Here is a 24,037-nt window from a genome sequence, read left to right as displayed (position 1 = left end):
GCGGTTGCAGGGAGCAGGATCAGAACGAACGCGTGATGTTCAGGAAGTAGCTGCGACCGAAGTAGTCAAAGCCGCTGTACAACAGCGCGTTGCCGACGGTGCTGTAGACACCCTGGGAGATGGTCGGCGGCTTGCGGTCGGCGAAGTTGCGCACGCCACCGGTGACCGACCACTTATCCGCTTCATACTTCACCGAGATGGCCTGCAGGAAGTAGTTCGGGGTGTACAGCTTGTACGCCGAGGTAGCCGGATCGAAGTCACCCGGGTTGCGCTCCTCGTAGTACGCGTAGCTGTCCATCTTGTCGATCCAGTCCAGGCCATAACGCACCTGCCAGTTCTTCCACTTGTAGCTCAGGTCCAGCGAGGCGGTGTTTTCCGGACGCGACAGCATGCCGTTGTAGTCCACCAGCGGATCGTCGGAGAAGACCTTGCTGGCCTGTTCCAGGTAGTGGGTGAACTGCAGCGTGGTGCGCAGGGTGCCCGGGCCGATTTCGCGGACATAGCGGGTGGTGAAGTCCAGGCCACGGACCTTGTCGGTGGACAGGTTGATGAAGCCGTTGGTCACCACCAGCTGGTTGTTGACCGGGTTGCGGGCCACCAGGCGGCACAGACCCGAACCGGAGGAGAAGTCGGCACTGCCGCTGTCATAGCAGCGCGACAGGATGTTCGCGCCGCCCGCGCTGTCGACGCCGTTCTTCACTTCGATGTCGAAGTAGTCGGCGGCGAAGGACAGGTCACCGAAGCCGCTGCCGAATTCTGGCTGGATCACCACGCCCAGGGTCTTGGCCTTGGAGGTTTCGGCTTCCAGGCCGGCCTCGGCACCACCCTGGGTGACCACGGTCACGCCCTGGGTGGCTAGGTAGTCCGGTGCCAGGCCCAGCGATGCGCAGTTCTGGTAGCGCGGCGAGCTCGGGTTGCGATCACCATACTCGTTGCAGGGGTCGGCACTGCTGCTCAGGAAGCCGGTGGTGCCGCCCAGGAACTGTTCGAACAGCGCCGGTGCGCGGTAGGAGGTGCCGTACGAAGCACGGAACGACAGCCACTTCACCGGCGTCCACAGCGCGCCGATCTTGTAGGTCTCATCCGAGCCGTAGGACTTGTAGTCGGTGTAGCGGCCGGACAGGTTGACCGTCAGTTCCTCGGCAGCGGTGACGCCGGACAGCAGCGGCAGTTCCAGTTCGCCGTAGGCCTCGAGCACCGAGTCCGAACCGCGGGTCGGGGTGGCGTTGGTCAGGTTGTACAGGTCGGCATTGATCGAGTACGGCGACGGGGTGTCGTCGATCCGTGCCTTGCGGTACTCGACGCCGAACGCGCCGCCGGCCGAGCCGTAGGGCATGTCGAACAGCGGGCCGTTGACGTTGAAGTTGACCGTGGTTTCCTTGTACAGCGTGTTGCCGGTGACCGGCACGAACACCCAGTCCTTCCAGTCTTGCGGCAGCTTGCCGCCGATGGTGTTGGTGTTCAGCGCCGGCGCGGCGATGCAGCCGTTGGAAGCGTCGCGGCAGACATAGCCACCGGCACCGTTGGAGACCACGTCCAGGCTCTGGCGCAGGCGGCTGGTCAGGAAGCTTTCAAAGGTGTAGTCGGCGTCGCTGCGGGCGTGCATGACGTTGAAGTCATAGTTCCACTCCGAGCTCAGGTGGCCACGCAGGCCGGCATTGAAGCGCAGGAAGTCGACGTTCTGCTTGTTGGTGTCGTTGCCGAAGCCGATGAACGCACGCACGCCCAGGTTCCTGCCGCTGGTCTGGTCGGTCGGGGCGCCGGCTACGCTGTCACGCAGGTTGGCCGGGATCAGCGGGCTGCCCACGGCGTAGTCCAGGGTCAGCTGGCGGTAACCGGTCTGGGTCGACTTGCGCTTGTTGCCCAGGAACTCGTAGTACAGCTCGGCATCACCCAGTGCATTGAGGTCGAAGCCGCCCTGGAAGTACAGGGTGTGGGTCTTGGTCGGCGAGATCAGCGACTCGTTGCGCATCGCCGGGTCGAAGGTGTCGCGGGTGTTCAGGTCCACGCCTTCGTAGCCGACCAGGCCGGTGGTGATCGCCGCGTTCGGGCGCCAGCGGTTGAAGCGGGTGCCGACGCCGCCCGGAGCGGCCACACCGGTACGGGTGTTGGTGCCGATGGTGTTCAGGGTGGTGCCGCCGGCATCGAGCGACCAGCACTTGGGCTTGCCGGTCAGCGGATCGATGAAGTCACCGCTGCCCCAGGAGTCGCCGGCCTCGATGTCACGGTACATGTCGGTCGGGCAGCCGCCTGCCCAACTGCGGTCGGCCAGGGTCAGTTCGTTGCGGGTGTAGTACTCATACGAACCGGAGAAGTGCGAGCGCTCGCCGGTGGAACCGAACATGATCGAGTAACGGCGCTCTTCACCGCCGCCACCGTCGGTGGCGTTGTGCTGCGCTTCGAAGGTGACACCGTCGACCTTGGTCTTGGTGATGATGTTGATCACGCCGGCCACGGCGTCGGAGCCGTAGATGGACGAGGCGCCGTCCTTCAGGATCTCGACGCGGTCGACGATCGAGTTCGGCAGCACGTTCAGGTCGGTCGAGCCGACCGAGCCGCGGGTACCGGCCGGCGATACGCGGCGGCCGTTGAGCAGGATCAGGGTGCGGGTCGGGCCGAGGCCGCGCAGGCCCAGGGTGTTGGCGCCCGGGCCGCCGTCGGTGACGTAGCCGCCGTAGGCGTTGTTGATCTGTGCCGCACCGGCGGTGACCGCCGTGCTCTGCAGGGCGGCGGTGGTCGAGTTGAAGCCGGCCAGGGTGGTTTCTTCACGGGTGACGACCTGCACCGGCGAAACCGAGTTGAACACGTCGCGGCTGATGCGCGAACCGGTGACGGTCACCGTGTCCAGGTTGGTGGCCTTCGACTTGGGCGCTTCCTCAGTCTGCGTCGTGCTGGAGGCGTCCTGGGCGATCGCCGGGGCGGCTGCGGCGAGCAGCACGGCAGAGGCGAGGGCGAAGCTCAGCGGATGCTTGCTGAGCGACTTGCGATTGATCATCTGAAATCCCCTTGAATCGAATGATTGCGTCGTACACCGGGACTGGTCCTTGTCGACGTCTCCGTGTGTCCCTTGCCCAGTGTCGGCAGCGTGCCGCCGCCCGGCGCTGGTACCGGCTTCACGTGCCGATGACTCGAGATTAACATCACATTAACCAAGGCTGTCAAGCATTCATGATGCAGTCATGGAGGTGTGATTCGTCAGCGGCGCTGACTGCGAGAACGCGCGTCGAAATCAACGTATCTGTTTGATCTGTATCGCATTGTCACCATTCCGTTAGAAAGTGACTTTTTCCTGAATGGGACGGTTCGGCCTGATCGTAGGAAAAAAAAAGGCCCCGCCGAAGCGGGGCCTGGTCCAGACACGCGGTCCGGAATACGACGGGATTAGAAGTCGTACTTGACCTGGGCCGAGATCTGACGGCCGTAGACGCTGTAGAAGCCGTCGTTGAACGGGGTCGATTCGTTGCCCGGGTAGTTGTAGCGCTGGCCTTCCGGCAGCTTGTTGAACACGTTGTTGACCATCAGCGACAGGGTCAGATCGTCCTGTGCCTGGTAGTTCAGGCTCATGTTGTACGTGGTGTACGAGCCCCACTTGCCGGCCTTGGCGCCGGAGGAGTGGACGTAGTCGTAGCTGCGGCCGGTGTAGGCCAGGTAGTTCGGGGTGCTGCCGACGTAGTTCGCGTACACGGTGGTGGTGAACTTGGAGATGGCCCAGCCCACCGACACGTCGCCGCGTACCTTGGCGAAGTTGTCGTAGTACCACATGTTGTACGGATCGCTCAGCAGGTCCAGCTTCTGCGCACCCGGCAGGGCCACCACTTCACGCTTGAGCATGTTGGTGTAGTTGCCGGAGAACATCAGCGAACCGAAGCGGCCCAGGTCCTGCTGGTACTTGGCACCGACGGTCACCGCTTCCAGGTTCTGGCTGGCCACGTTGAGCTTCGGGGTGTACACGCGGGTCAGGTTGCCACCGGCGTCGCGGGTCACCCAGTCGGTCACGTTCTGGCAGCTGGCCGAGGTGTTGTTCGGCAGGCCGTTGTGGCACTGGTACTCGGCCAGCAGCAGCTGGTCGGTGCTCAGGGTCTTGACCTCGTTCTTGATCTTCCAGTTGTAGTAGTCGACCGACAGCGAGAAGTTGCTCACCGGGGCCCACACCACGCCTGCGCTCCACACGTCGGCGGTGATCGGCTTCAGGTCCGGGTTGCCGGACTTTTCGCTGTACACCGAGGTGGTCTTGTAGAACGAGCAGGCTTCGTCACGCAGCGCGTAACCCATCTGGCTGCAGCGGTAGTAGTCGTTCTGGCCGGAGGCGAACGAGCCGCTCATGCCCTGGAAGGCATCGGACAGGGTCGGCGCGCGGAACGCGGTGCCGTACTTGCCGCGCAGCAGCAGGCTTTCCACCGGACGGTATTCCAGGCCGATGCTGTAGGTGGCCTTGTCGACGGTCTTGTCGGCGATCTTGAAGGCGTCATAGCGGCCCGAGGCGCTGATGGTCAGCGACTCGAACACCGGCATGCGCAGTTCGCTGGTCACCGCGTAGTTGCTGCGGTGGCCGGCACCGGCCACGGCGCTGGCGCCCCACGCGTTGCCATCGACGAAGGCCTGGTCGGGCGAGTAATCCCAACCCTCGCTGCCGCCTTCCAGCACGACGGCCAGGCCGGCGTCGCCGCCCGGCAGGGAGAACAGCGAACCGTTGGTCACCTGCACGCGACCGAGGTTCTGCCAGGTCTTGCTGCGGTGGGTGCCATAGCCGGTGAAGCTGGCGAACTGGTCCGGGGTGATCGGCGAGTAGAAGGCGGTGTAGTTCGGGTTGTAGATGCCGAAGCCATCAGCGGTGGTGCCCAGGCGCGGGCCCAGCACGGTGTCGCCGAAGAAGCCTTCGATCTTGTCCTTCCAGCGCGCGAAGCGGTTCTGGTCCAGACGGTATTCGCCGCGGGTGAAGCTGGCGCTGTAGTCCCAGTCGCCGACCATGCCCTTGCCGCCCAGGGTGACCTGGTAGGAACGGCTCTCATCGGAGTTCAGGATGTTGTTGTAGTGGCCCGGGCCGATTTCTTCCGGCGCGAAGGCGCGCTGCAGGTTCACGACCTTGCCCAGGCCCTGGTCGTAGAAGCCGCCCATCACCGACTTGGTGCCCCACCACAGGGCGCTGGAGCCGGAGGTGAATTCGGTCTTTTCCTTGCTGTACAGCACGTCGGCGAACAGCTGGAAGTTGTCGTTCACCTCGAAGGTCATCGACGAGTAGAACTGGCCGCTGTTCTTGCCGTTCTTCAGGGTCTTGTAGCCGGCGCTGTACACCGAGCCGCACGATTCGCCCGATGCACGCTTGCCGACGGTGGTGGTGCCGTCGTACAGGCCTGCCACGTTGGCGCAGCGGGTCGGGTCCATCATGTACAGCTTGTTGTCGGCGTTGCCGATGACAGCAAAGTCGTTCGACGGCAGCTGCGCGGTGTAACCGACAGGGTTGTTCTGCTTGGTGATGTCACGCTGGTAGCCCCAGATCGGGCTGCCGTTTTCGATCTGCACGTTGACCAGGGCGTGGAAGCGGTCGTCGAACGCGTTGAAGCCCTTGGCGGCGCTGAAGCGGATGTTGCTGCCACCACCTTCGGTGTAGGTACCGCCACGGATCGACATCGTGCCGCCGTCCATGCGTTCCTTCAGGATGATGTTGACCACGCCGGCGATCGCGTCCGAGCCATACAGCGACGACTGGCCGCCCGGCAGGACTTCGATGCGCTCGACGATGTCGATCGGAATGCCGCTGATGTTGTTGAACGACTCGCTGCCGTTGTACAGCGCCGGATACGAGAGCATCGGGCGGCCGTTGATCAGGTACTTGGTGTAGCCCGGATTCAGGCCGAACATGCCGGCGGCTTCGGCGCCTTGGGTGAACGCACCCGAGGTCTGGCCACCCTGCAGGCCGCCGGTGGTCAGCGATGACTGCTGCAGCACTTCAGCCACACTGCTGAAGCCGCGGGTCTGGATGTCTTCGGCGGTGATGGACATCACCGGGGTCTGGGTTTCGACCTGGGTCTGCGGGATCAGCGAACCGGTGACGGTGATCTTGTCCAGGTTGGTCGCCTTGTCCTGGGCCATTGCCGGGGCGGCGGCCATCAGAGCGGAAATCAGGGCGACGGCGAGCGTGTTGCGACGTGCGGTATTGCTGACGTGTTTCATGTAGTTCCAATGGAGAGCAAAAAACAAAAACGGCACTGCGCATGCGCCATCGCGCGGGCCGGAACAGCGGGCTCCGCAGCTCAAAACAGTGCTGATCGAACGTAACATGAACTTAACAATCTGTGCACGAATCCGTCGCAATCCTGAATTTCAGTCAGGTTACGTCCAGCTTGTATGATGTTGGGTTATCCCCCTGACTCCGCCGGTGCTCGTTGTGAACAGTTCTCCCCGCCGTCCCCATGCCAGCCAGGTCCAGAAGGGACTTACGCCGCATGCCCGCATCCGCAATGTCATCGCGGTCGGTTCGGGCAAGGGCGGCGTCGGCAAGTCCACCACCTCGGTGAACCTGGCCGTGGCGCTGCAGCAGCTCGGTGCGCGGGTGGGCGTGCTCGACGCCGACATCTACGGCCCCAGCGTGCCGGCCATGCTGGGGCTGTCCGGCCGCCCGGAAAGCCCGGACAACAAGAGCATCGAGCCGCTGCGTGCGTTCGGCGTGGACACCATGTCGATCGGCTACCTGATCGAAGAAGACACCCCGATGATCTGGCGCGGCCCGATGGCCACCTCGGCGATGACCCAGCTGTTCAACGATACCCTGTGGGACGACCTGGATTTCCTGCTGATCGACCTGCCGCCCGGCACGGGTGACATCCAGCTGACCCTGACCCAGAAGATTCCGCTGGCCGGTGCAGTGATCGTCACCACGCCGCAGGACATCGCCACGCTGGATGCGAAGAAGGCGCTGAAGATGTTCGAGAAGGTCGAGGTGCCGGTGCTGGGCATCGTCGAGAACATGGCGGTGCACACGTGCAGCAGCTGCGGGCACATCGAGCACCTGTTCGGCGAGGGTGGCGGCGAGCGCATGGCCGCGCAGTACGGCGTGCCGCTGCTGGGGTCGCTGCCGCTGCAGATCGGCATCCGCGAGCAGGGCGATGCAGGCACGCCGATCACCGTGGCCCAGCCGGATTCGGCACCGGCCCAGGCCTACCGCCATGCCGCGCAGCGCCTGATCGAGGAAGTCGGCAAGCGCCCGCGGGCCTCGATCCCGATCCTGTCCTCGCTGCTGTAAGTGCCGGGGCAGGGGCCGCCGGCGCAGGCCGGCCCCCTGCTAGAATCCTCGCGCCCCCTCGTACCCCCAGGACAAAGCATGAGCATCAAGAGTGACCGTTGGATCCGCCGCATGTCCGAGCAGCACGGCATGATCGAGCCGTTCGAGGCCGGGCAGGTCAAGCAGGCCAACGGCCAGCGCATCGTCAGCTATGGCACGTCCAGCTATGGCTATGACGTGCGCTGCTCGCGCGAGTTCAAGGTGTTCACCAACATCAACTCGACGATCGTCGATCCCAAGCACTTCGATCCGGGCAGCTTCGTGGATATCGTCGGCGATGAGTGCATCATCCCGCCGAACAGCTTCGCGCTGGCGCGTACCGTGGAATACTTCCGCATTCCGCGCGATACCCTGGTGGTGTGCCTGGGCAAGAGCACCTACGCGCGCTGCGGCATCATCGTCAACGTGACGCCGCTGGAGCCGGAATGGGAAGGCCACGTCACCCTGGAATTCAGCAACACCACGCCGCTGCCGGCGCGCATCTACGCCAACGAAGGCGTGGCGCAGATGCTGTTCTTCCAGGCGGCCGCCGATGACATCTGCGAGACGTCGTACCGCGACCGTGGCGGCAAGTACCAGGGCCAGACCGGCGTGACCCTGCCGCGGACCTGAAGATTGCAGGCGATCTGTAGAGCCGAGCCCTGCTCGGCTTCAAGGCAGGGCAGCCGAGCATGGCCCGGCTCTACATGAAGGAGGGCGGCACAATGCGCCGCCTTCCTTATTTGCCGCGACCGAACAGCATCGCGATGCCGACACCCACCAGGGCCACCGGCCACCAGGTCAGCAGCAGCTTGGACAGGTTCAGGTGCGTCCAGCCGAGATTGCTGGCGAGCATGAACAGGCCGATCAGGATCAGCAGGACGGCGGCAACGAGGTTGAATCGCATCGGGTCGGCGAAGGCTCAGGACAGGGCCGGATATCCTAGCCGTTCCTTCCAGTAGGCGACATGCTGGTCCAGCGCCGCCGGCTCGTAGCGGTGCGCCGGGCCGCTGCCCCAGACCGGGCCCGGCCAGGCCGGATCACCGTCATGGCGGCCGATCACATGGAAGTGCAGCTGGCGCACGATATTGCCCAGCGCCCCGATGTTGATCTTTTCCACCCCGTCGGAGCCCTTCAGGGCCTTGCAGGCGCGGTTGAGCTCGGTGCGCAGCTTGTCCTGCTGCTCGCCGTCCAGCTCGATCCACTCGGTGACCCCGGCCAGGCGCGGTACCAGCACCAGCCAGGGGAATCGTTCGTCGTTCATCAGTCGCACTTGCGACAACGGTCCTTCCGCCACCAGCACGCTATCGGCGGCCAGGCGTGAATCGAGTTCGAATTCGCTCATCCAAGATGCTCCGAGAAGAAGTCCAGGGTGCGTTGCAGCGCCAGGGCGGCGCTGTCTGGATCATACGCATGTCCGACCTCCCGGTTGAAGGCGTGATCGGCCGGATAGACGTAGGTCGCCATCTGCGGCAGCTTCTCGCGGTGGGCCTGCACGGCTTCTGGCGGGATGCTGCGGTCCTGGGCGCCGAAGTGGAAGATCACCGGGGCCTTGGGCGCCTCGTCGAGGAACTGCACGTTGCGCGCACCGTAGTAGCTGACCGACGGCAGCCCCAGGCGCAGTGCGGACAGCATCGCCACCGTGCCGCCCCAGCAGTAACCGACGGTGCCGACCTTGCCGTAGGGCGCCAGCCGGGTGGCCGCCGCGCGCACGACCTCCAGCGCCCGTTCCATGCCCAGCGCGCCGACCCGTTCCAAGCCCTGCTTCACGCCTTCGGCGTCGTAGGGCAGCGCGTCCGGATCGGCGTCGGGGCCATCGAGCAGGTCAAAGAACGAGGGCGCCAGCACCGCATAGCCTTCCGCCGCGAAGCGTTCGGCCACGCTGCGAATATGCGGATTGGCGCCGAAGATTTCCTGCACCACCACCAGGCCGCCGCGCGCGGTACCCTCCGGCAGGGCCTGCCAGGCCCGTACCGGGCCGTGATGCGTATCCAGGGTGATCCACTCGGCCATCGTTTCCATCTCGTTGTGGGGAACAGAACGGCATTGTCGGTGCTGCATGGGTTAGCGCGATGTCAGCGGCTGTGCGGGATCGGGCGGCTGGCCATTCAGAGCGCGGCCGCCAACCCCGGTATACTGGCGCCCTTTCAGGCCCCGGCCCCCAGGAACCCCTGCCACGACGGCAGGGGCCCAGGCCCCCAGAGTCCCGCGATTCCATGTCCCAGCTGAACCCCAAAGTCGGCTTCGTCAGCCTTGGCTGCCCGAAGGCCCTCGTCGATTCCGAGCGCATCCTCACCCAGCTCCGTTCGGAAGGCTACGACATCGTCCCGTCCTACGATTCGGCCGACGTGGTGGTGGTCAACACCTGCGGCTTCATCGATTCTGCGGTGACCGAGTCGCTGGACGCGATTGGCGAAGCGATGAACCAGAACGGCAAGGTCATCGTCACCGGCTGCCTGGGCAAGCGCCCGGAGCAGATCCGCGAGGCGTACCCCAACGTGCTGGCGGTGTCCGGCCCGCAGGATTACCAGAGCGTGATGGAAGCGGTGCATGAAGCACTGCCGCCCAAGCACGATCCGTTCGTGGACCTGGTGCCCGACTACGGTATCAAGCTGACCCCGCGCCACTACGCGTACCTGAAGATTTCCGAAGGCTGCAACCACAAATGCAGCTTCTGCATCATTCCGTCGATGCGCGGCAAGCTGGTTTCGCGCCCGGTGGACGAGGTGCTGCGTGAAGCCGAGCGCCTGGTGCGTGGCGGCGTGCGTGAGCTGCTGGTGGTGTCGCAGGACACCTCGGCCTATGGCGTGGACGTGAAGTACGCCGAAAAGATGTGGCGCGACAAGGCCTACCAGACCCGTTTGAAGGCGCTGTGCGAAGGCCTGTCGGAGCTGGATGCATGGGTGCGCATGCACTACGTGTACCCGTATCCGCACGTGGACGAGGTGGTGCCGCTGATGGCCGAAAACCGCATCCTGCCGTACCTGGACATTCCGTTCCAGCACGCCAGCCCGCGCATCCTGCGCCTGATGAAGCGCCCCGGCGCGGTGGAGAAGACCCTGGAGCGCGTGCAGAACTGGCGCCGTATCGCGCCGGACATCACTGTGCGTTCGACCTTCATCGTCGGCTTCCCCGGCGAGACCGAAGCCGAGTTCGAGGAACTGCTGTCGTTCCTTGACGAAGCGCAGCTGGATCGCGTGGGTGCGTTCGCCTATTCGCCGGTTGAAGGGGCGACCGCCAACGATCTGCCCGATGCTGTGCCGGAGGAAGTGAAGCAGGAGCGTCTGGCCCGCTTCATGGAGAAGCAGGCGCAGATTTCCGCTGCACGCCTTGAGGCCAAGATCGGCACCGTGCAGCAGTGCCTGGTCGACGCCATCGAAGGCGACATCGCCGTGGCCCGTTCCAAGGCCGATGCCCCGGAGATCGACGGCCTGGTGCACATCCAGAATGCCGACCAGGTGCCGCTGCGCGTGGGCGAATTCGTCGAGGTGGAGATCACCGAGAGCGACGAGCACGACCTGTATGGTGACGCGCTGACGGCCGCCCCCCGTCCGGCGTTCGACCTCAAGGTGCTGTGACCGCAGCGACGGCCGCCACCGGCAACGGCGGCGGTTCACGACGCTTCGTACCGCCGCCACGTGCGGCGGTAGCTGCACGGCAGTTCGAGCATCCGCTGTTTGCCGGACTTCAGGACTTCCGTGACCTGCTGGACGGCACCGCGTGGCCGTCCATCGCGGCGCTCGATGCACGTCTGGCCGTGCCTGGCAAGCGCCTGGTTGAACAGGACGCCGCGTTGCTGGCCGATGGCCTGCATTATGAGGCGCGTATCGCGCAGGGACGCATCGCCACCCGTGCCGGCAACTGGCACGACCTGTTCAATGCGCTGGTGTGGGCCTCACAGCCGCAGCTGAAGCGCGCGCTCAACGTGCGGCAGTGCCTGCATATCGAGGCGATGCCACCCGGCCAGCGCAACCGCGCGCAGGCCGCCTTGACCCAGTTCGACGAAACCGGCGTGATCGTGCGTGTGCGCGATGACTCACTGCTGGCTGCCTGGGATGCACACGACTGGCCCGCGTTGTTTGAGCCGGTGAACTGGCAGACCGGTGACATCGCCATCACTGTGGTATTCGGGCATGCGCTGATGGAACAGGCACTGCTGCCGGGGCGATTGCTGGTCGGCAAGTGCGTGGTGGTGCAGGGCGATGTCGAAGCCGCCTGTATCGACGTGGTGAGCGCTGCCATTGCCGAGGGCAGGGCGGTGACCGATCCGCTGCAGCTGCGTCCGCTGCCGTTGGCTGGAATCCCAGGCTGGCACGACGTGCAGGATTCTACCTTCTACCGCAATGCCGACTATTTCCGCCCGCTGCGTGCAGGGCGCACGTACCCGCCACCGTTGTAGAGCCGAGCCCATGCTCGGCTGCGTTGCCCATCAGCCGAGCATGGGCTCGGCTCTACAACGGCGGCGAGGTCGGGCATGGCTCGACGCTACACAGGCTCGTACTCCACGCCGATCACTGCAAAGGTGAACTGCCCGCCGGGCAGCTCCACCGAGAACTCATCATCCAGCCGCTTCTTCAGCAGCGCACGCGCCAGGGGGGAATCGATGCTGATCCAGCCCAGGCCCGCATCGGTCTCATCCGGGCCGACAATGCGATAGCGGCTGGTGTCGCCGCTGTCCACGTTCTCCAGTTCCACCCACGCGCCGAAGAACACTGCGAGCGGATCGGTTGGCGTCGTATCGACCACGCGCAGCGATTCCAACCGCTTGGTCAGGTAGCGCACGCGGCGGTCGATCTCGCCCAGTTGCTTCTTGCGGTAGGTGTACTCGGCGTTTTCGGAACGGTCGCCTTCTGCTGCAGCGGCGGCGAGCGCTTTCACCACTTCCGGGCGGCGCACGCGCCATAGCTCATCCAGCTCGGCCTTCAGTCGCGCATGCCCGGAAGCGGTGATCAGGGCGGTGCTTTTTTCTGCGGGGGGACGCCAACGGGACATGCAATACGACTTCTTTTCTGGATGACGAATGAGAGAGCAGGGTCAGATCCCTTTCCAGCGGAAAGGGCTCTGACCCCAGCAGGGGCAGCTAGCGCTTGCCGCCGAAGATGCCACCGAGGATGCCGCGCACGATCTGGTTGCCCAGTTTGGTGCCGACAGTGCGCGTGGTCTGCTTGGCCATGGTTTCGATCATGCCCTGGCGGCGCTTGGTGCCGAAGATCGCGTCCTTGATGGCCTGGCCGAAACCCCCTTCCTGAGCTTCGTCCTGCTCGCGGCTGCGCGCGGCCGGCGCCTGTGCCTGCTCGATGCTCTTCTGCGCGCGCTGGGCCAGCAGTTCGGCGGCCGATTCGCGGTTGATCGCGGTGTCGTAGCGGCTGCCGACCGGGCTGCCGGCGCGTACCTGTGCACGCTCGGCCTCGGTGATCGGTCCCATCCGGCAGCGCGGCGGCGCGATCAACGTCTGCTGCACGGGCGTCGGCACGCCCTTGTCCTGCAGCGTGGATACCAGTGCCTCGCCGGTGCCGAGCTGGCTCAGCACCTTGGCCACGTCCAGCTTCGGATTCGGCACGAACGTCTCGGCCGCGGTTTTCACCGCCTTCTGGTCGCGCGGGGTGAACGCACGCAGTGCGTGCTGAACGCGATTGCCCAGCTGGCCGAGAATGTTGCCCGGCACGTCGTCGGGGAACTGCGAGCAGAAGTACACGCCCACGCCCTTGGAGCGGATCAGGCGCACCACCTGCTCGATGCGCTGCACCAGCGACGGCGGTGCATCATCGAACAGCAGGTGCGCTTCGTCGAAGATGAAGACCAGCTTCGGCTTGTCCAGGTCGCCCACTTCCGGCAGCTGCTCGAACAGTTCCGACAGCAGCCACAGCAGGAAAGTGGAATAGAGCTTGGGCTTGAGCACCAGCTGGTCGGCGGCGAGGATGCCGATCATGCCGCGGCCGTCGTGGTTGACCCGCATGATGTCGGCCAGTTCAAGTGCCGGTTCGCCGAAGAAATTCTCGCCACCGTCCTGCGCCAGGCGCAGCACCGAACGCTGGATCGCCGCGATCGACTGCGCACTGACCAGGCCGTACTCGGTGGAAATGTCCTTGCGCTCCTCGGCAACCAGGCCGAGCAGGGCGCGCAGGTCGTCCATGTCCAGCAGCAGCAGGCCGCGGTCGTCGGCCAGCTTGAATACGATGTCGAGTACCCCGGCCTGGGTGTCGTTCAATTCGAGGATGCGCGACAGCAGGGTCGGGCCCATCTCGCTGACCGTGGTGCGCACCGGGTGGCCCAGTTTGCCGTACAGGTCCCAGAAGATGGTGGGGCTGGCGGCCGGCGCATAGTCGGCCAAGCCGATCTCGGCGGCACGCTGGAGCAGGTTTTCTGCACCGGTGCCGGGCACGGCCAGGCCGGAGACATCGCCCTTCACATCGGCCAGGAACACCGGCACGCCCCGTCGCGAGAAGCCCTCGGCCAGGGTCATCAGGGTCACGGTCTTGCCGGTACCGGTGGCGCCGGCCACCAGGCCGTGGCGGTTGCCGAGTTTCGGCAGCAGGGTGACGGCAACATCGTCGGTAATGCCTTTGCCGAGCAGAATCGGATCCATGGTCCAGCCCTTGTGATGAATAGCCCAATGTTAACCGCCGGCAGTGACGGTCCGAAGGTCGGCTTGCCCGGACCTTGGCGGCGCCGCTACTCTGCCTGCCTGTTTCGCACACAGTGCCATCAATGCCCGTTCCTGTCCTGATTTCCCGCGGTTGGCCGCTGCTGGCCCTGGCCGGCCTGGTTTCCCTGGCGCCCGACGCCCACGCACAGCGGGTTTCGGCCCGGGACAAGGTGAAGGTGGATGCGCTGCAGCAGCGCATGACCGCCGCCGAAAAGCGCTACGGCGATGCCCTGCTGCTGGTCGCCAACGCCGATCCCAAGGGCAGCAACGAAGCCGATGCCGCGCTGGAGGACATGGAAGATGTCCTCAACGACTGCGTCAAGCAGAAGGGCTGCCAGATGGGGACCCTGCTGGCCAGCTACAAGCGCCTGCTCAAGCACGACGCCGATGCCGCCGCCAGCGATGACGTGGCCGATGAGGGCGGTGACCGTCTGGAAGCCGACCCGGACCACATCGGCCCCCTCACCGCCGACGTGCCCGAGGCCGCGCGCGCTGCCGCGCTGTTGAACGACAAGCGGCACGCCTTCGACAGCATGGTCGAGTACAACCCGGCGGTGCAGGCCGGCATCCGTCGCTGGCTGACCGACATGCGCCCGGCGCTGCTGACCAGCTACGAGAATTACCAGAACCTGCGCGCGGTGATGTGGCCGGAGTGGGAAAAGCGCGGCCTGCCCGAGGCGCTGCTGTTCGGGATCATGGCCAAGGAATCCAACGGCCGTGTGCATGCTTCCTCGCGCGCCGGCGCCGCCGGCCTGATGCAGTTCATGCCGGCCACCGGCCGCCGTTTCGGCCTGGGCCCGGACGGCACCGGCTTCGATACCCGCTTCGACGCGCGCAGCGCCGCTGAAGCCAGCGCCAGCTACCTCAACGAGCGCCTGCGCGAACTGAACAACAACGTGGAAATGTCGGTGGCCGCCTACAACGGTGGCGAAGGCCGTGCCGCGCGCGTGTTCAAGCAGAGCGCCGGCCAGAGCTTCTGGACCGACAGTGTCTACAACCAGTTCCCGGGCGAGACCAAGGACTACGTGCCGATGGTGATTGCCGCGGCCTGGATCTTCCTGCACCCGCAGCAGTACGGCGTGGAGTTCCCGAAGATCAGCGCGCAGCCGGCCACGCTGCGGCTGGCAAAGTCCACCACCATCTATGAATTGACCATCTGCCTGGGCAGCCACGGTACCCGCGATGGCTACATGCGTGCGCTGCGCAACCTCAACCCGCGCTATGAGGCCGATGGCTGGATTCCGGCCGGTACGCTGATCAACGCCACCACCCGCATCGCCGGCCTGTACCAGCGCAACTGTGTCAGTGGTCCGCGTGCCGACCTCGCCCGCACGCTGATCACCGCTGATCTCAACGCGGCGATCAAGCGCCCGACCGCGGCGAGCTATACCGGCAGCGTGGCGGTGGGTGGTGTGGTGCCGGTGGCCGACGCGGCTGCATCCACCAGCGTGCCGACCGCACCGGTGGCTGCAGTGGCGGCACCGCGCCCGGCGCCGGCCGCCCGGCCGAAGCCGGCGCGCAGCCACAAGGTGGGTCGGGGGGAGACCCTGGGCGCCATCGCCGCGAAGTTCCAGTGCGACCTGCCGACCCTGGCCCGCGCCAACGGCCTGAAGGCGCCGGCCTACAGCCTGCGCCAGGGCCAGACGCTGAAGCTGCAGGGCTGCGACAAGTAATTCCCAAGACCACTGGAATCCGTATGGACCTCGAAGCCACCCGCAACCTGTTCGCCAACCTCCGCGAGAACACCGACTGGGACATCAACGGCCCGTTGCTGTGGGGGTATTTCTTCGTCCACGCCAGTGCCGAGCCGCTGCAGGCGCTGGCCCAGCACCTGCAGGCACAGGGCTACACCTTCGTGGAACTCTTCGAGCAGGAACCGGAAGAGGGCGACGCGCCGTTCCACGTGCTGCACGTGGAGCGCGTGGAAATCCACGACGAAGCCTCGCTGGACCGCCGCAACCAGGAATTCGCGGCGCTGGCCGCGGAGCACGGCGTGGAAGACTACGACGGCATGGACGTCGGCCCAGCACCGGTCCTGCAGTAATCCGCTTCTGACTGTAGAGCCGAGCCCGTGCTCGGCTCTACAGACCCGGTAGTGCCGGCCGCTGGCCGGCATTCCGTTGAATCCATCCACGCGTCGCGTGGATCTACGGTCAGCGCAGCTTTGCCAGGGCCTGGCCCAGCTGCACAGGGCTTTCGGCGCCCAGCTGCGGGGCGAATTCGGCTACGCCCGGCGGCAGCAGCACCACCACGGTCGAGCCGTAATTGAAGCGTGCCATCTCGGCGAAACGCTCCAGCTTGATGCCCTGGCCGCGGTAGTCCTTGCGGGTGATGCGATCGCCGTAGGCCGGGATCTCCTCGCCGCTCCACACGGTTTCCACGCCGGATACCAGCAGCGCGCCGACCATCACGCTGACCATCGGGCCGAAGCTGGTGTCGAAGTGGCAGACCAGGCGCTCGTTGCGGGCGAACAGGCGCGGCACCCCGTTGACGGCCGCAGGACCGACACTGAACAGGCGTCCTGGCACGTGCACGGTTTCACGCAGGGTGCCGGTCCACGGCATGTGCACGCGGTGGTAGTCGCGCGGTGACAGGTACACGGTGGCGTACAGACCGTCGTTGTACGGCTTGGCATCCTCGTCGCTGCCCAGCAGCTCGGCGGCGGTGAACGACTGGCCCTTGGCCTGGAAGATGCGGCCGGCCTCGATCTTCCCCAGCTGGCTGATGCGGCCGTCGGCCGGCATCACCAGGCTGCGCGGATCGGCATCGGCCACGCGCGCGCCCGGCTTCAGCGCGCGGGTGAAGAACTGGTTGAAGGTCGCATAGCTGCGCGGGTCCGGGTTGGCCGCTTCGTCCAGGTTGACGTTGAACTTGCGGGTGACGGTGTCGATCAGCCAGCGCGACACGCGCGGATCGTCCGAGTACGCCAGCGAGCGTGCCATCGAGGACAGCAGGCGATGGGGCAGGGCGTACGTCAGGGCGGTGGTGAGGCTCATGGGGCGGTTTTCTCGGTCAGCTTCTGCAGGTCGCGGGCGATCGCCGGCGCATTGAACGGGGGGCGCACCAGGCCGGCAAGGCGGCCCTGCGGGTCGAGCACGGCCAGGCTGGCCGAATGCTCGACGGTGTAATCCTCGGGGTTTTCGTCGAAATGCTTGCCCGGCACTTTCTGGAACACGAAACCCAGCGAGGTGGCGAAGCGCTCCAGCGAGGGGATATCGGCGGTGGCGGCCAGGGTGCCCTTATGGAAGCCGTGCACGTACTCGCCCAGGCGGGTGGCGCTGTCGCGGTCCGGGTCGACCGAGATGAACAGCACGCGCGGGCGCAGGCCATCGGGCAGGGCCTCCCACTGGTTCTGCGCGCCGGCCAGCTCGGCCAGGGTGGTCGGGCAGACGTCCGGGCAGAAGGTGAAGCCCAGGAACACCAGGGTCCAGTGGCCCTTCAGTTCGCCCGGGATCAGGCGGGTGCCGTCGGACTGGGCCAGGTTGAAGTCGGGCAGTTCACGCGGCTGCGGGTACAGGGTGATCGCTTCGGTGGCCGGGGCGTTGGCCGGCGGCTTCGGCGCGAACACCTGCTGGGCGGCGAGCAGGCCAAGCCCCGCCGCCAGGGCGATCAGCAGGATGATGCCGGCATTGCGATTGAACATGGGGGCTCCCACGCGAAATGGGCTCCATCATACCGGCTGTGGCCCGATCGTTTCCGCCGCAACGGATGCCGCCGCGGGCGCCAGCCCCTATAATCGGGGGCCACTTTGCCCGCAGTACCGCCATGACCGCTGAAACGGCCGCCGAACTCCATACGATCATCGATCTGATCCGCTACGGCACCAGCCGTTTCAACGAAGCCGGGCTGACCTTCGGGCACAGCTACGACAATGCGCTGGACGAGGCCACCCAACTGGTGCTGCACAGCCTGCACCTGCCGCACGACCTCGGCCCGGCCTACGGCCAGGCACGCCTGCTGCAGGCCGAAAAGCTGCGCGTGCTGGAACTGTTCCAGCGTCGCATCGACGAACGCATCCCCGCTGCCTACCTGACCGGTGAGGCCTGGTTCGCCGGCCTGAGCTTCAAGAGTGACACGCGCGCGCTGGTGCCGCGCTCGCCGATCGCCGAACTGATCGAATGTGGTTTCGAACCGTGGCTGGCCGGCCGCGATGTCAGCCGCGCGCTGGATCTTTGCACCGGTTCGGGCTGCATCGCCATCGCCATGGGCCACTACTACCCGAACTGGGAAGTGGACGGCGTCGACCTGAGTGACGACGCACTGTCGCTGGCCGAGGAGAACAAGGAGCGCCTGCAGGCGCACAACGTCACCCTGATCAAGTCGGACCTGTTCAATGGTCTGACCGGCCGCCACTACGACCTGATCGTCACCAACCCGCCGTACGTCACCAACGACGAGACTGATGCCCTGCCGCAGGAATATTCCTACGAGCCGGAAATGGGCCTGCGTGCCGGTGACGATGGCCTGGACCTGGTGCTGAAGATCCTGCGCGATGCCCCGCTGCACCTGAGCGAAGACGGTCTGCTGATCTGTGAAGTGGGTGAGTCCGAACAGCATCTGGTCAAGCTGCTGCCGGAAGTCGATTTTTCCTGGATCGAGTTCAAGGTCGGCCAGATGGGCATCTTCGCGGTCGAATGCCGCGAGCTGATCGCCCACAGCGCACGCATCACCGAACTGGCGGCGCAGCGCCCGTGAGCTCCAATTCGTTCGGCAAGCTGTTCACCGTCACCACGTTCGGCGAGTCGCACGGGCCGGCCATCGGCTGCGTGATTGATGGCTGCCCTCCGGGGCTGGCGCTGGACGCGACCGAATTCGCCCACGACCTGCAGCGCCGTGCGACTGGCAAGAGCCGGCACACTTCCGCGCGGCGCGAGGCCGACGAGGTCGAGATCCTGTCCGGCGTATACGAGGGCCTGACCACCGGCACCCCGATCGCGCTGCTGATCCGCAACACCGACCAGCGCAGCAAGGATTACGCCAATATCGGCCAGCAGTTCCGCCCGGGCCATGCTGACTACAGTTACTGGCACAAGTACGGCATCCGCGATCCGCGTGGCGGTGGCCGTTCCTCGGCACGCGAGACCACCATGCGCGTGGCCGCCGGCGTGGTCGCCAAGAAGTGGCTGGCCGAGCGTTTCGGCGTTACCGTGCGTGGCTACCTGTCGCAGCTGGGCGACATCACCCCGGCCGGTTTCGACTGGTCGGCGGTGGAAGACAATCCGTTCTTCTGGCCGCACGCCGCACAGGTGCCGGAGCTGGAGGCGTACATGGATGCGCTGCGCAAGTCTGGCGACTCGGTCGGTGCGCGCGTGGACGTGGTCGCCGACAACGTGCCGCCGGGCTGGGGCGAGCCGATCTACGGCAAGCTTGACGGCGAACTGGCCGCTGCGCTGATGAGCATCAATGCGGTGAAGGGCGTGGAGATCGGCGACGGATTCGCCAGCGCCGCGCAGAAGGGCACCGAGCACCGTGACCTGCTGACGCCGCAGGGCTTCGCCAGCAACCATGCCGGCGGCATCCTCGGTGGCATCTCCACCGGTCAGCCGGTCGTCGCGTCGATCGCCCTGAAGCCGACGTCCAGCCTGCGCCTGCCGGGCCCGTCGCTGGATACGGCCGGCAACGTGGTCGAGGTGGTCACCATCGGCCGCCACGATCCCTGCGTCGGCATCCGCGCCACGCCCATCGCCGAGGCGATGGTGGCGCTGGTGCTGATGGACCAGGCGCTGCGTCATCGCGCGCAGTGCGGCGATGTCGGCACGATCACCCCGCGCATTCCCGGGCAGATCGATGGCTGACACGCGGCCGACCGTGTGGGTGAGCCAGCCGCTGATCGAGGCGGCCATCGCGCCGCTGCGCGATCGCGTGCAGCTGCGCAGCACCGACACCGTCACCGCCTGGTCGCCGGACCAGATCGCCGCACAGCTGGCCAGCTCCGACGGCGCGATCATCACCCTCAACGAGCGCATCGGTGCGGCGCAGGTGGCCGATGCCACGCAGCTGCAGGTGATCGCCAATGTCGGCGTCGGCTACAACAACCTGGATGTCGACGCGCTCAGCGCGGCCGGCATCCTGGCCAGCAACACGCCGGACGTGTTGACCGAAACCACCGCCGATCTCGGTTTCGCGCTGCTGATGGCAACCGCGCGCCGGATCACCGAGTCCGAGCGCTGGCTGCGTGAAGGGCAGTGGCAGCAGTGGTCGTTCCAGACCATGCTGGGCGCGGATGTCCATGGCAGCACGCTGGGCATCCTTGGCATGGGCCGCATCGGCCAGGGCATCGCCCGCCGCGGCGCGCACGGTTTCGGCATGAAGGTGCTGTACCACAACCGTTCACGGTTGCCGGCCGACACCGAGGCGTCGCTCCGCGCGACCTACGTGGACCTGGATACACTGCTGGCACAGTCCGACCATCTGGTAACGGTGCTGCCCTACACGCCGGCCTCGCATCACATCATCGACGCAGCTGCGCTGGCGAAGATGAAGCCGACGGCAACCCTGGTGAACATCGCCCGCGGCGGCATCGTCGACGAACTGGCGCTGGCCGACGCACTGGCCAACGGCCACCTGGCGGCCGCTGGCCTGGATGTGTACGAGGGCGAGCCGAAGGTGCGCCCGGAGCTGCTGGCGCTGCGCAACGTGGTGCTCACGCCGCATATCGGCAGCGCCTCGCTGGCCACGCGCACGGCGATGGTACAGCTGGCCGTGGATAATCTGGCTGCCGGGCTCGGCCTGGACGGCGGCCCGTCGCGCATGCCGAGCTCGATCAACGCTGACGCGGCGATGGCCGCGCGCGTGATGCTGGGCAAAAAAACCGGGAAACGATAGGGAACCTCCGCGCGCCCCGCTTGAGGAGGTTCCCCGAACCCAGCTGTCGTGCGTGTTTTCCCCCATTCCCGTTTTCGTGAGAGTTCCCCATGAGCAATGCACAGCGCAGTTTCCACGTCGCCGTCGTCGGTGCCACCGGCGCCGTTGGCGAGACCATGTTGTCGATCCTGGCCGAGCGTGATTTCCCGGTCGGCACCCTGAGCGTCCTCGCCTCCGAGCGTTCGGCTGGTGGCGAGATTGAATTCAACGGCCAGAAGGTCAAGGTCCAGGACCTGGCCACCTTCGATCCGACCGGTGTCGAGATCGCGCTGTTCTCGGCTGGCGGCAGCGTGTCCAAGGAATACGCACCGAGGTTCGCCGCCGCCGGTGCGGTGGTGATCGACAACTCCTCGGCGTTCCGTTACGACGATGACGTGCCGCTGGTGGTGTCCGAGGTCAACCCGGAACAGGTCGCCAACCGTCCGCGCGGCATCATCGCCAACCCGAACTGCTCGACCATGCAGATGCTGGTGGCGCTGGCGCCGCTGCACCGCAAGTACGGCATCGAGCGCATCAATGTGTCCACCTACCAGTCGGTGTCCGGCGGTGGCCGCTCGGCGATGGAGGAACTGGGCAAGCAGACCGGCCAGCTGCTCAGCTTCCAGGAGATCGATCCGCAGCGCTTCCCGGTGCAGATCGCCTTCAACCTGATCCCGCACATCGATGACTTCCAGGACAATGGCTTCACCAAGGAAGAGATGAAGCTGATCTGGGAGACCCGCAAGATCCTCGGTGACGACAGCATCCTGGTGAACCCGACCGCGGTGCGCGTGCCGGTGTTCTACGGCCACTCCGAGTCGGTGGCGATCGAGACCCGCGACAAGGTCACCGTCGCTGAAGCGCGCGCGCTGCTGGAGCAGTCGCCGGGCATCGAAGTGGTGGATCGTCACGAGGCCGGTGGTTACCCAACCCCGGTCACCCACGCCTCGGGCACGGACGCGGTGTACGTCGGCCGCATCCGCGAGGACCTGTCGCACCCGCGTGGCCTGAACCTGTGGATCGTGTCGGACAACGTGCGCAAGGGCGCTGCCCTGAACGCCGTGCAGCTGGCCGAGCTGGTCGCCGCCGAACAGCGTTGATCACCGTGGTTGCCTGACCGGTAGTGCCGGCCGCTGGCCGGCATTGCCGTGATGGGCATGTGGTGCTGCCGGCCAGTGGCCGGCGCTACCGAAGGTCCCCTCGGTGGGTGCGGACCCCGGTGCGCACGCTTTATAGTGTCGCCCATGAATAAACGGGCCAGGGGCGCAAAGCGCCCGCTCCTCTATCTTTCCACCGCGCTGCTGGCCCTGGCCAGCAGTTCGGCGCTTGCCCTGGGCTTGGGTGACATCCGTGTCCTGTCCAAGCCAGGCCAGCCCCTGCTGGCCGAAATCCCGGTAGTCTCGGCCGATCCATCCGAACTGGAGAACCTGCGCGTCGCGCTGGCCTCTGCGGTCACCTTCGAACGCGTTGGCCTGCAGCGGCCGGCCGGGCTGGTCAGCGAGCTGCAGTTCGAACTGACCCGCAATGCGCAGGGCAGGGCGGTGGTGCGGGTGACCTCGCAGACGCCGGTCGAAACCCCGTCGCTGAGCTTCCTGATCGAGGCCGACTGGGGCCAGGGCCGCCTGGTGCGCGAATACTCGGCGCTGGTCGATGCGCCCTCCAGCGCACTGGCGGTGGCCGAACCGGAAATCGTCGCGCCGGCCGGTACCCTCTCCAACACCATCGTGCGAGACGTTGCACCGGCGCCGGCCGCTGCGGAGAGCGCAAGCGCACCTGCGCCGTCCACTGCGGCAGCGCCGGCACCTGCATCGGCTCGCCCGCGTGCAGGGGATGCACCCGCTGCCGCGCAGGCAGCCGATGGCAGCGTCATCGTCCAGCGTGGGCAGACCCTGTCGCAGATCGCCAGCGCGGTGGCCCGCGGCAACCAGGTCAGCCGCGACCGCGCGATGATCGCCCTGCTGCGGGCCAACCCGGAGGCCTTCATCCGCGGCAACGTCAACCTGCTCAAGCAAGGCGCCGTACTGCGCATGCCCGGCAGCGATGCACTGGCGGCGGTCGATGCCGCCGAGGCCGCAGCGCTGGTGCGCGAGCATGCAGCGCAGTGGCGGCAGGCGCGCACCGTGCCGCAACCGGCGGGTACCGTCGCCCCGGTGGCCGCGGCGGCAACCACGAACGCTTCTTCCCCGGCCGCGGCCAATGGGGCACGACTTGAAATCGCCCCGGCGCTGGCTTCCGACGCCGCGCGCGCGGGCACAACCACCGGCACTGGAGCCGGCAGCGAGGGTGACATGCTGGGCAACGAACAACTGCGCCAGGCACGCGAGGACATCGCGACCCGCGATGCCGAGATTGGCGAGCTGAAGCAGCGCGTCGCCGACCTGGAAAAACTCAAGGAACAGCAGCAGTCGCTGATCGCGATGAAGGACAACGACCTGGCCGCCGCGCAGCAGCGCCTGGCACAGGTACCGGATACCCGCGATGCGGCAACGCCGTGGTACTGGCTGGGGCTGCCGGTGCTGCTGCTGGCGGCCGGTGCAGCCTGGCTGCTGCGTCGTCGCAAGCCATCGCCGCTGCCGCCGCTGCGCGACGAAGACGATGCCGCCGGTCTGACCGCTGCGGTACCGGCGGGCGCGGCGCTGGATACCCTGGCCGAGCAGTCCTCGTGGTCGTCGGTGGTGCCCGAAGCGGGCCGCCAGGAGCCGGCGATGCCGGCTTGGGCGAGCGAAACCGGGGGGCAGGATGACGTGGCTGCCGAACCGGTCGCCGACGTCGCCGCCCAGGCTGACTGGCAGGCGCAGACGCTGCGCGATGACGAAGTAGTGGAGCTGCCCGAGGCAGTGACCGACCTGCCGCGCTGGGACGAGCCGGTGCCCACGCAGGAGGATCCCACGCCGGCCGCCGCAGCGCAGGATGAGCCGCTCGCGCAGGCGGCCCCCGGCGAGGTGGCAGTGCCGGACTACGCGCTGCATGCCGAACAGCAGCCGCAGTTCCGCGGCGTGTTCGACCTGCCGGCCGAGCACCCTGACGGCGAGGCTTCAGGCGCAGCGCCGCACGACGCGCTGGCCGCAGCGCCGCATGAAGACGGTACTGCGGCGCCGGCCGGCGATGCCGGCTGGGCGCCGCGCGCCGGGCAGGAGCGCCTTGAGCTGGCCATCGCCTACCTCGACCTGGGCGATGCCCAGACCGCGCGAACGTTGCTGCAGGAAGTGGCCGAGGGCGGCGACCTGCACTGCCAGGCCCAGGCCCGCGAACTGCTGGCCCGCCTGCCGTGATCGACCCTGCCGACAAGG

General features: G+C 66.4%; 20 protein-coding genes. 11 read left to right on the top strand and 9 right to left on the bottom strand.

The genetic code is table 11. From position 1 onward, the window contains the following. Window positions 1–19: 19 nt before the first annotated feature. A complete protein-coding gene (locus AC5P7S_RS10700) occupies window positions 20–2,995 on the bottom strand; it encodes a TonB-dependent receptor plug domain-containing protein (protein ID WP_005418015.1) in 2,976 nt (991 codons plus the stop codon). Between the two features lie 386 nt (window positions 2,996–3,381). Further along, entirely contained in the window at window positions 3,382–6,171 is a 2,790-nt protein-coding gene (locus AC5P7S_RS10695) for a TonB-dependent receptor plug domain-containing protein (RefSeq protein ID WP_095377637.1), read from the bottom strand. A 214-nt stretch (window positions 6,172–6,385) separates the two neighbouring features. Here AC5P7S_RS10695 and apbC point away from each other — a divergent pair, with 214 nt between their 5' ends. Continuing rightward, the gene (apbC, locus tag AC5P7S_RS10690; protein WP_005418013.1) at window positions 6,386–7,240 is read left to right on the top strand and encodes an iron-sulfur cluster carrier protein ApbC; all 855 of its coding nucleotides are present in this window, start codon (window positions 6,386–6,388) and stop codon (window positions 7,238–7,240) included. A 78-nt stretch (window positions 7,241–7,318) separates the two neighbouring features. Then, window positions 7,319–7,891 carry a dCTP deaminase gene (gene dcd / locus AC5P7S_RS10685; RefSeq protein WP_005418012.1) on the top strand — a complete coding sequence of 191 codons (573 nt, stop codon included), beginning with the start codon at window positions 7,319–7,321 and terminating at the stop codon, window positions 7,889–7,891. 106 nt (window positions 7,892–7,997) lie between these two features. Here the strand turns inward: dcd and AC5P7S_RS10680 are convergent, their stop codons facing one another. From AC5P7S_RS10680 to AC5P7S_RS10670, 3 genes are read right to left on the bottom strand one after another with little or no spacing between them, the layout of a single operon-like run. After that, on the bottom strand, window positions 7,998–8,165 hold the full coding sequence (locus AC5P7S_RS10680; protein WP_005418011.1) for a LiaI-LiaF-like domain-containing protein: 168 nt from the start codon (window positions 8,163–8,165) through the stop codon (window positions 7,998–8,000). A 15-nt stretch (window positions 8,166–8,180) separates the two neighbouring features. Continuing rightward, window positions 8,181–8,603 (bottom strand): HIT domain-containing protein, encoded by a 423-nt coding sequence (locus tag AC5P7S_RS10675; RefSeq protein ID WP_005418010.1) that lies wholly within the window; start codon window positions 8,601–8,603, stop codon window positions 8,181–8,183. Further along, window positions 8,600–9,271 carry a dienelactone hydrolase family protein gene (locus AC5P7S_RS10670; protein ID WP_005418009.1) on the bottom strand — a complete coding sequence of 224 codons (672 nt, stop codon included), beginning with the start codon at window positions 9,269–9,271 and terminating at the stop codon, window positions 8,600–8,602. Before AC5P7S_RS10670 ends, AC5P7S_RS10675 begins: the two co-directional genes overlap by 4 nt. 203 nt (window positions 9,272–9,474) lie before the next feature. Between AC5P7S_RS10670 and rimO the strand changes: the two genes are divergently transcribed. Next, window positions 9,475–10,836 carry a 30S ribosomal protein S12 methylthiotransferase RimO gene (gene rimO, locus AC5P7S_RS10665; RefSeq protein WP_005418008.1) on the top strand — a complete coding sequence of 454 codons (1,362 nt, stop codon included), beginning with the start codon at window positions 9,475–9,477 and terminating at the stop codon, window positions 10,834–10,836. After that, window positions 10,833–11,657 (top strand): DUF3025 domain-containing protein, encoded by an 825-nt coding sequence (locus AC5P7S_RS10660; protein ID WP_095377636.1) that lies wholly within the window; start codon window positions 10,833–10,835, stop codon window positions 11,655–11,657. Before rimO ends, AC5P7S_RS10660 begins: the two co-directional genes overlap by 4 nt. Window positions 11,658–11,743: 86 nt before the next feature. Here the strand turns inward: AC5P7S_RS10660 and greB are convergent, their stop codons facing one another. Both greB and AC5P7S_RS10650 read right to left on the bottom strand, forming a co-directional pair. After that, window positions 11,744–12,250: a transcription elongation factor GreB gene (gene greB, locus AC5P7S_RS10655; protein ID WP_005418006.1), complete on the bottom strand. Its 507-nt coding sequence runs from the start codon at window positions 12,248–12,250 to the stop codon at window positions 11,744–11,746. An 88-nt stretch (window positions 12,251–12,338) separates the two neighbouring features. Then, window positions 12,339–13,844 (bottom strand): helicase HerA-like domain-containing protein, encoded by a 1,506-nt coding sequence (locus AC5P7S_RS10650; RefSeq protein ID WP_095377635.1) that lies wholly within the window; start codon window positions 13,842–13,844, stop codon window positions 12,339–12,341. A 122-nt stretch (window positions 13,845–13,966) separates the two neighbouring features. On the opposite strand from AC5P7S_RS10650, the gene AC5P7S_RS10645 reads away from it, so the two are divergent. Together AC5P7S_RS10645 and AC5P7S_RS10640 are read left to right on the top strand one after the other, a co-directional pair. Next, complete coding sequence (locus tag AC5P7S_RS10645) at window positions 13,967–15,577, top strand: transglycosylase SLT domain-containing protein (RefSeq protein ID WP_053501135.1); 1,611 nt, start codon at window positions 13,967–13,969, stop codon at window positions 15,575–15,577. 23 nt (window positions 15,578–15,600) lie between these two features. Next, the gene (locus tag AC5P7S_RS10640) at window positions 15,601–15,948 is read left to right on the top strand and encodes a ribonuclease E inhibitor RraB (protein WP_049414732.1); all 348 of its coding nucleotides are present in this window, start codon (window positions 15,601–15,603) and stop codon (window positions 15,946–15,948) included. A 109-nt stretch (window positions 15,949–16,057) separates the two neighbouring features. Here the strand turns inward: AC5P7S_RS10640 and asd are convergent, their stop codons facing one another. Together asd and AC5P7S_RS10630 are read right to left on the bottom strand one after the other, a co-directional pair. Continuing rightward, window positions 16,058–16,900, bottom strand: a complete 843-nt coding sequence (gene asd, locus AC5P7S_RS10635) for an archaetidylserine decarboxylase (RefSeq protein ID WP_053501139.1) — start codon at window positions 16,898–16,900, stop codon at window positions 16,058–16,060. Further along, a complete protein-coding gene (locus AC5P7S_RS10630) occupies window positions 16,897–17,547 on the bottom strand; it encodes an SCO family protein (protein ID WP_095377633.1) in 651 nt (216 codons plus the stop codon). The genes asd and AC5P7S_RS10630 overlap by 4 nt, the downstream gene beginning before the upstream one ends. Window positions 17,548–17,669: 122 nt before the next feature. On the opposite strand from AC5P7S_RS10630, the gene prmB reads away from it, so the two are divergent. The 5 genes from prmB (at window position 17,670) to AC5P7S_RS10605 (ending at window position 24,019) form a co-directional block, all read left to right on the top strand. Then, window positions 17,670–18,599, top strand: coding sequence for a 50S ribosomal protein L3 N(5)-glutamine methyltransferase (gene prmB, locus AC5P7S_RS10625; protein WP_069139585.1), 930 nt, complete (start codon window positions 17,670–17,672; stop codon window positions 18,597–18,599). Then, a complete protein-coding gene (gene aroC / locus AC5P7S_RS10620) occupies window positions 18,596–19,699 on the top strand; it encodes a chorismate synthase (protein WP_095377632.1) in 1,104 nt (367 codons plus the stop codon). Before prmB ends, aroC begins: the two co-directional genes overlap by 4 nt. Beyond that, a complete protein-coding gene (locus AC5P7S_RS10615) occupies window positions 19,692–20,729 on the top strand; it encodes a 2-hydroxyacid dehydrogenase (protein ID WP_095377631.1) in 1,038 nt (345 codons plus the stop codon). The genes aroC and AC5P7S_RS10615 overlap by 8 nt, the downstream gene beginning before the upstream one ends. A gap of 89 nt (window positions 20,730–20,818) precedes the next feature. Then, entirely contained in the window at window positions 20,819–21,847 is a 1,029-nt protein-coding gene (locus AC5P7S_RS10610) for an aspartate-semialdehyde dehydrogenase (protein WP_005417977.1), read from the top strand. A 144-nt stretch (window positions 21,848–21,991) separates the two neighbouring features. After that, complete coding sequence (locus AC5P7S_RS10605; RefSeq protein ID WP_095377630.1) at window positions 21,992–24,019, top strand: FimV/HubP family polar landmark protein; 2,028 nt, start codon at window positions 21,992–21,994, stop codon at window positions 24,017–24,019. Window positions 24,020–24,037: the final 18 nt, after the last annotated feature.

The sequence above is a fragment of the Stenotrophomonas sp. YJH_SMC_32 genome (assembly GCF_059369975.1).
This window is presented reverse-complemented; position numbering and strand designations above follow the sequence as displayed.

Coding starts and splice junctions, on each gene's coding strand:
- AC5P7S_RS10700 (WP_005418015.1), bottom strand. CDS start 2,995: ATGATCAATCGCAAGTCGCTCAGCAAGCATCCGCTGAGCTTCGCCCTC.
- AC5P7S_RS10695 (WP_095377637.1), bottom strand. CDS start 6,171: ATGAAACACGTCAGCAATACCGCACGTCGCAACACGCTCGCCGTCGCC.
- dcd (WP_005418012.1), top strand. CDS start 7,319: ATGAGCATCAAGAGTGACCGTTGGATCCGCCGCATGTCCGAGCAGCAC.
- AC5P7S_RS10680 (WP_005418011.1), bottom strand. CDS start 8,165: ATGCGATTCAACCTCGTTGCCGCCGTCCTGCTGATCCTGATCGGCCTG.
- AC5P7S_RS10675 (WP_005418010.1), bottom strand. CDS start 8,603: ATGAGCGAATTCGAACTCGATTCACGCCTGGCCGCCGATAGCGTGCTG.
- AC5P7S_RS10670 (WP_005418009.1), bottom strand. CDS start 9,271: ATGGCCGAGTGGATCACCCTGGATACGCATCACGGCCCGGTACGGGCC.
- rimO (WP_005418008.1), top strand. CDS start 9,475: ATGTCCCAGCTGAACCCCAAAGTCGGCTTCGTCAGCCTTGGCTGCCCG.
- greB (WP_005418006.1), bottom strand. CDS start 12,250: ATGTCCCGTTGGCGTCCCCCCGCAGAAAAAAGCACCGCCCTGATCACC.
- AC5P7S_RS10650 (WP_095377635.1), bottom strand. CDS start 13,844: ATGGATCCGATTCTGCTCGGCAAAGGCATTACCGACGATGTTGCCGTC.
- AC5P7S_RS10645 (WP_053501135.1), top strand. CDS start 13,967: ATGCCCGTTCCTGTCCTGATTTCCCGCGGTTGGCCGCTGCTGGCCCTG.
- AC5P7S_RS10640 (WP_049414732.1), top strand. CDS start 15,601: ATGGACCTCGAAGCCACCCGCAACCTGTTCGCCAACCTCCGCGAGAAC.
- asd (WP_053501139.1), bottom strand. CDS start 16,900: ATGAGCCTCACCACCGCCCTGACGTACGCCCTGCCCCATCGCCTGCTG.
- AC5P7S_RS10630 (WP_095377633.1), bottom strand. CDS start 17,547: ATGTTCAATCGCAATGCCGGCATCATCCTGCTGATCGCCCTGGCGGCG.
- prmB (WP_069139585.1), top strand. CDS start 17,670: ATGACCGCTGAAACGGCCGCCGAACTCCATACGATCATCGATCTGATC.
- AC5P7S_RS10615 (WP_095377631.1), top strand. CDS start 19,692: ATGGCTGACACGCGGCCGACCGTGTGGGTGAGCCAGCCGCTGATCGAG.
- AC5P7S_RS10610 (WP_005417977.1), top strand. CDS start 20,819: ATGAGCAATGCACAGCGCAGTTTCCACGTCGCCGTCGTCGGTGCCACC.
- AC5P7S_RS10605 (WP_095377630.1), top strand. CDS start 21,992: ATGAATAAACGGGCCAGGGGCGCAAAGCGCCCGCTCCTCTATCTTTCC.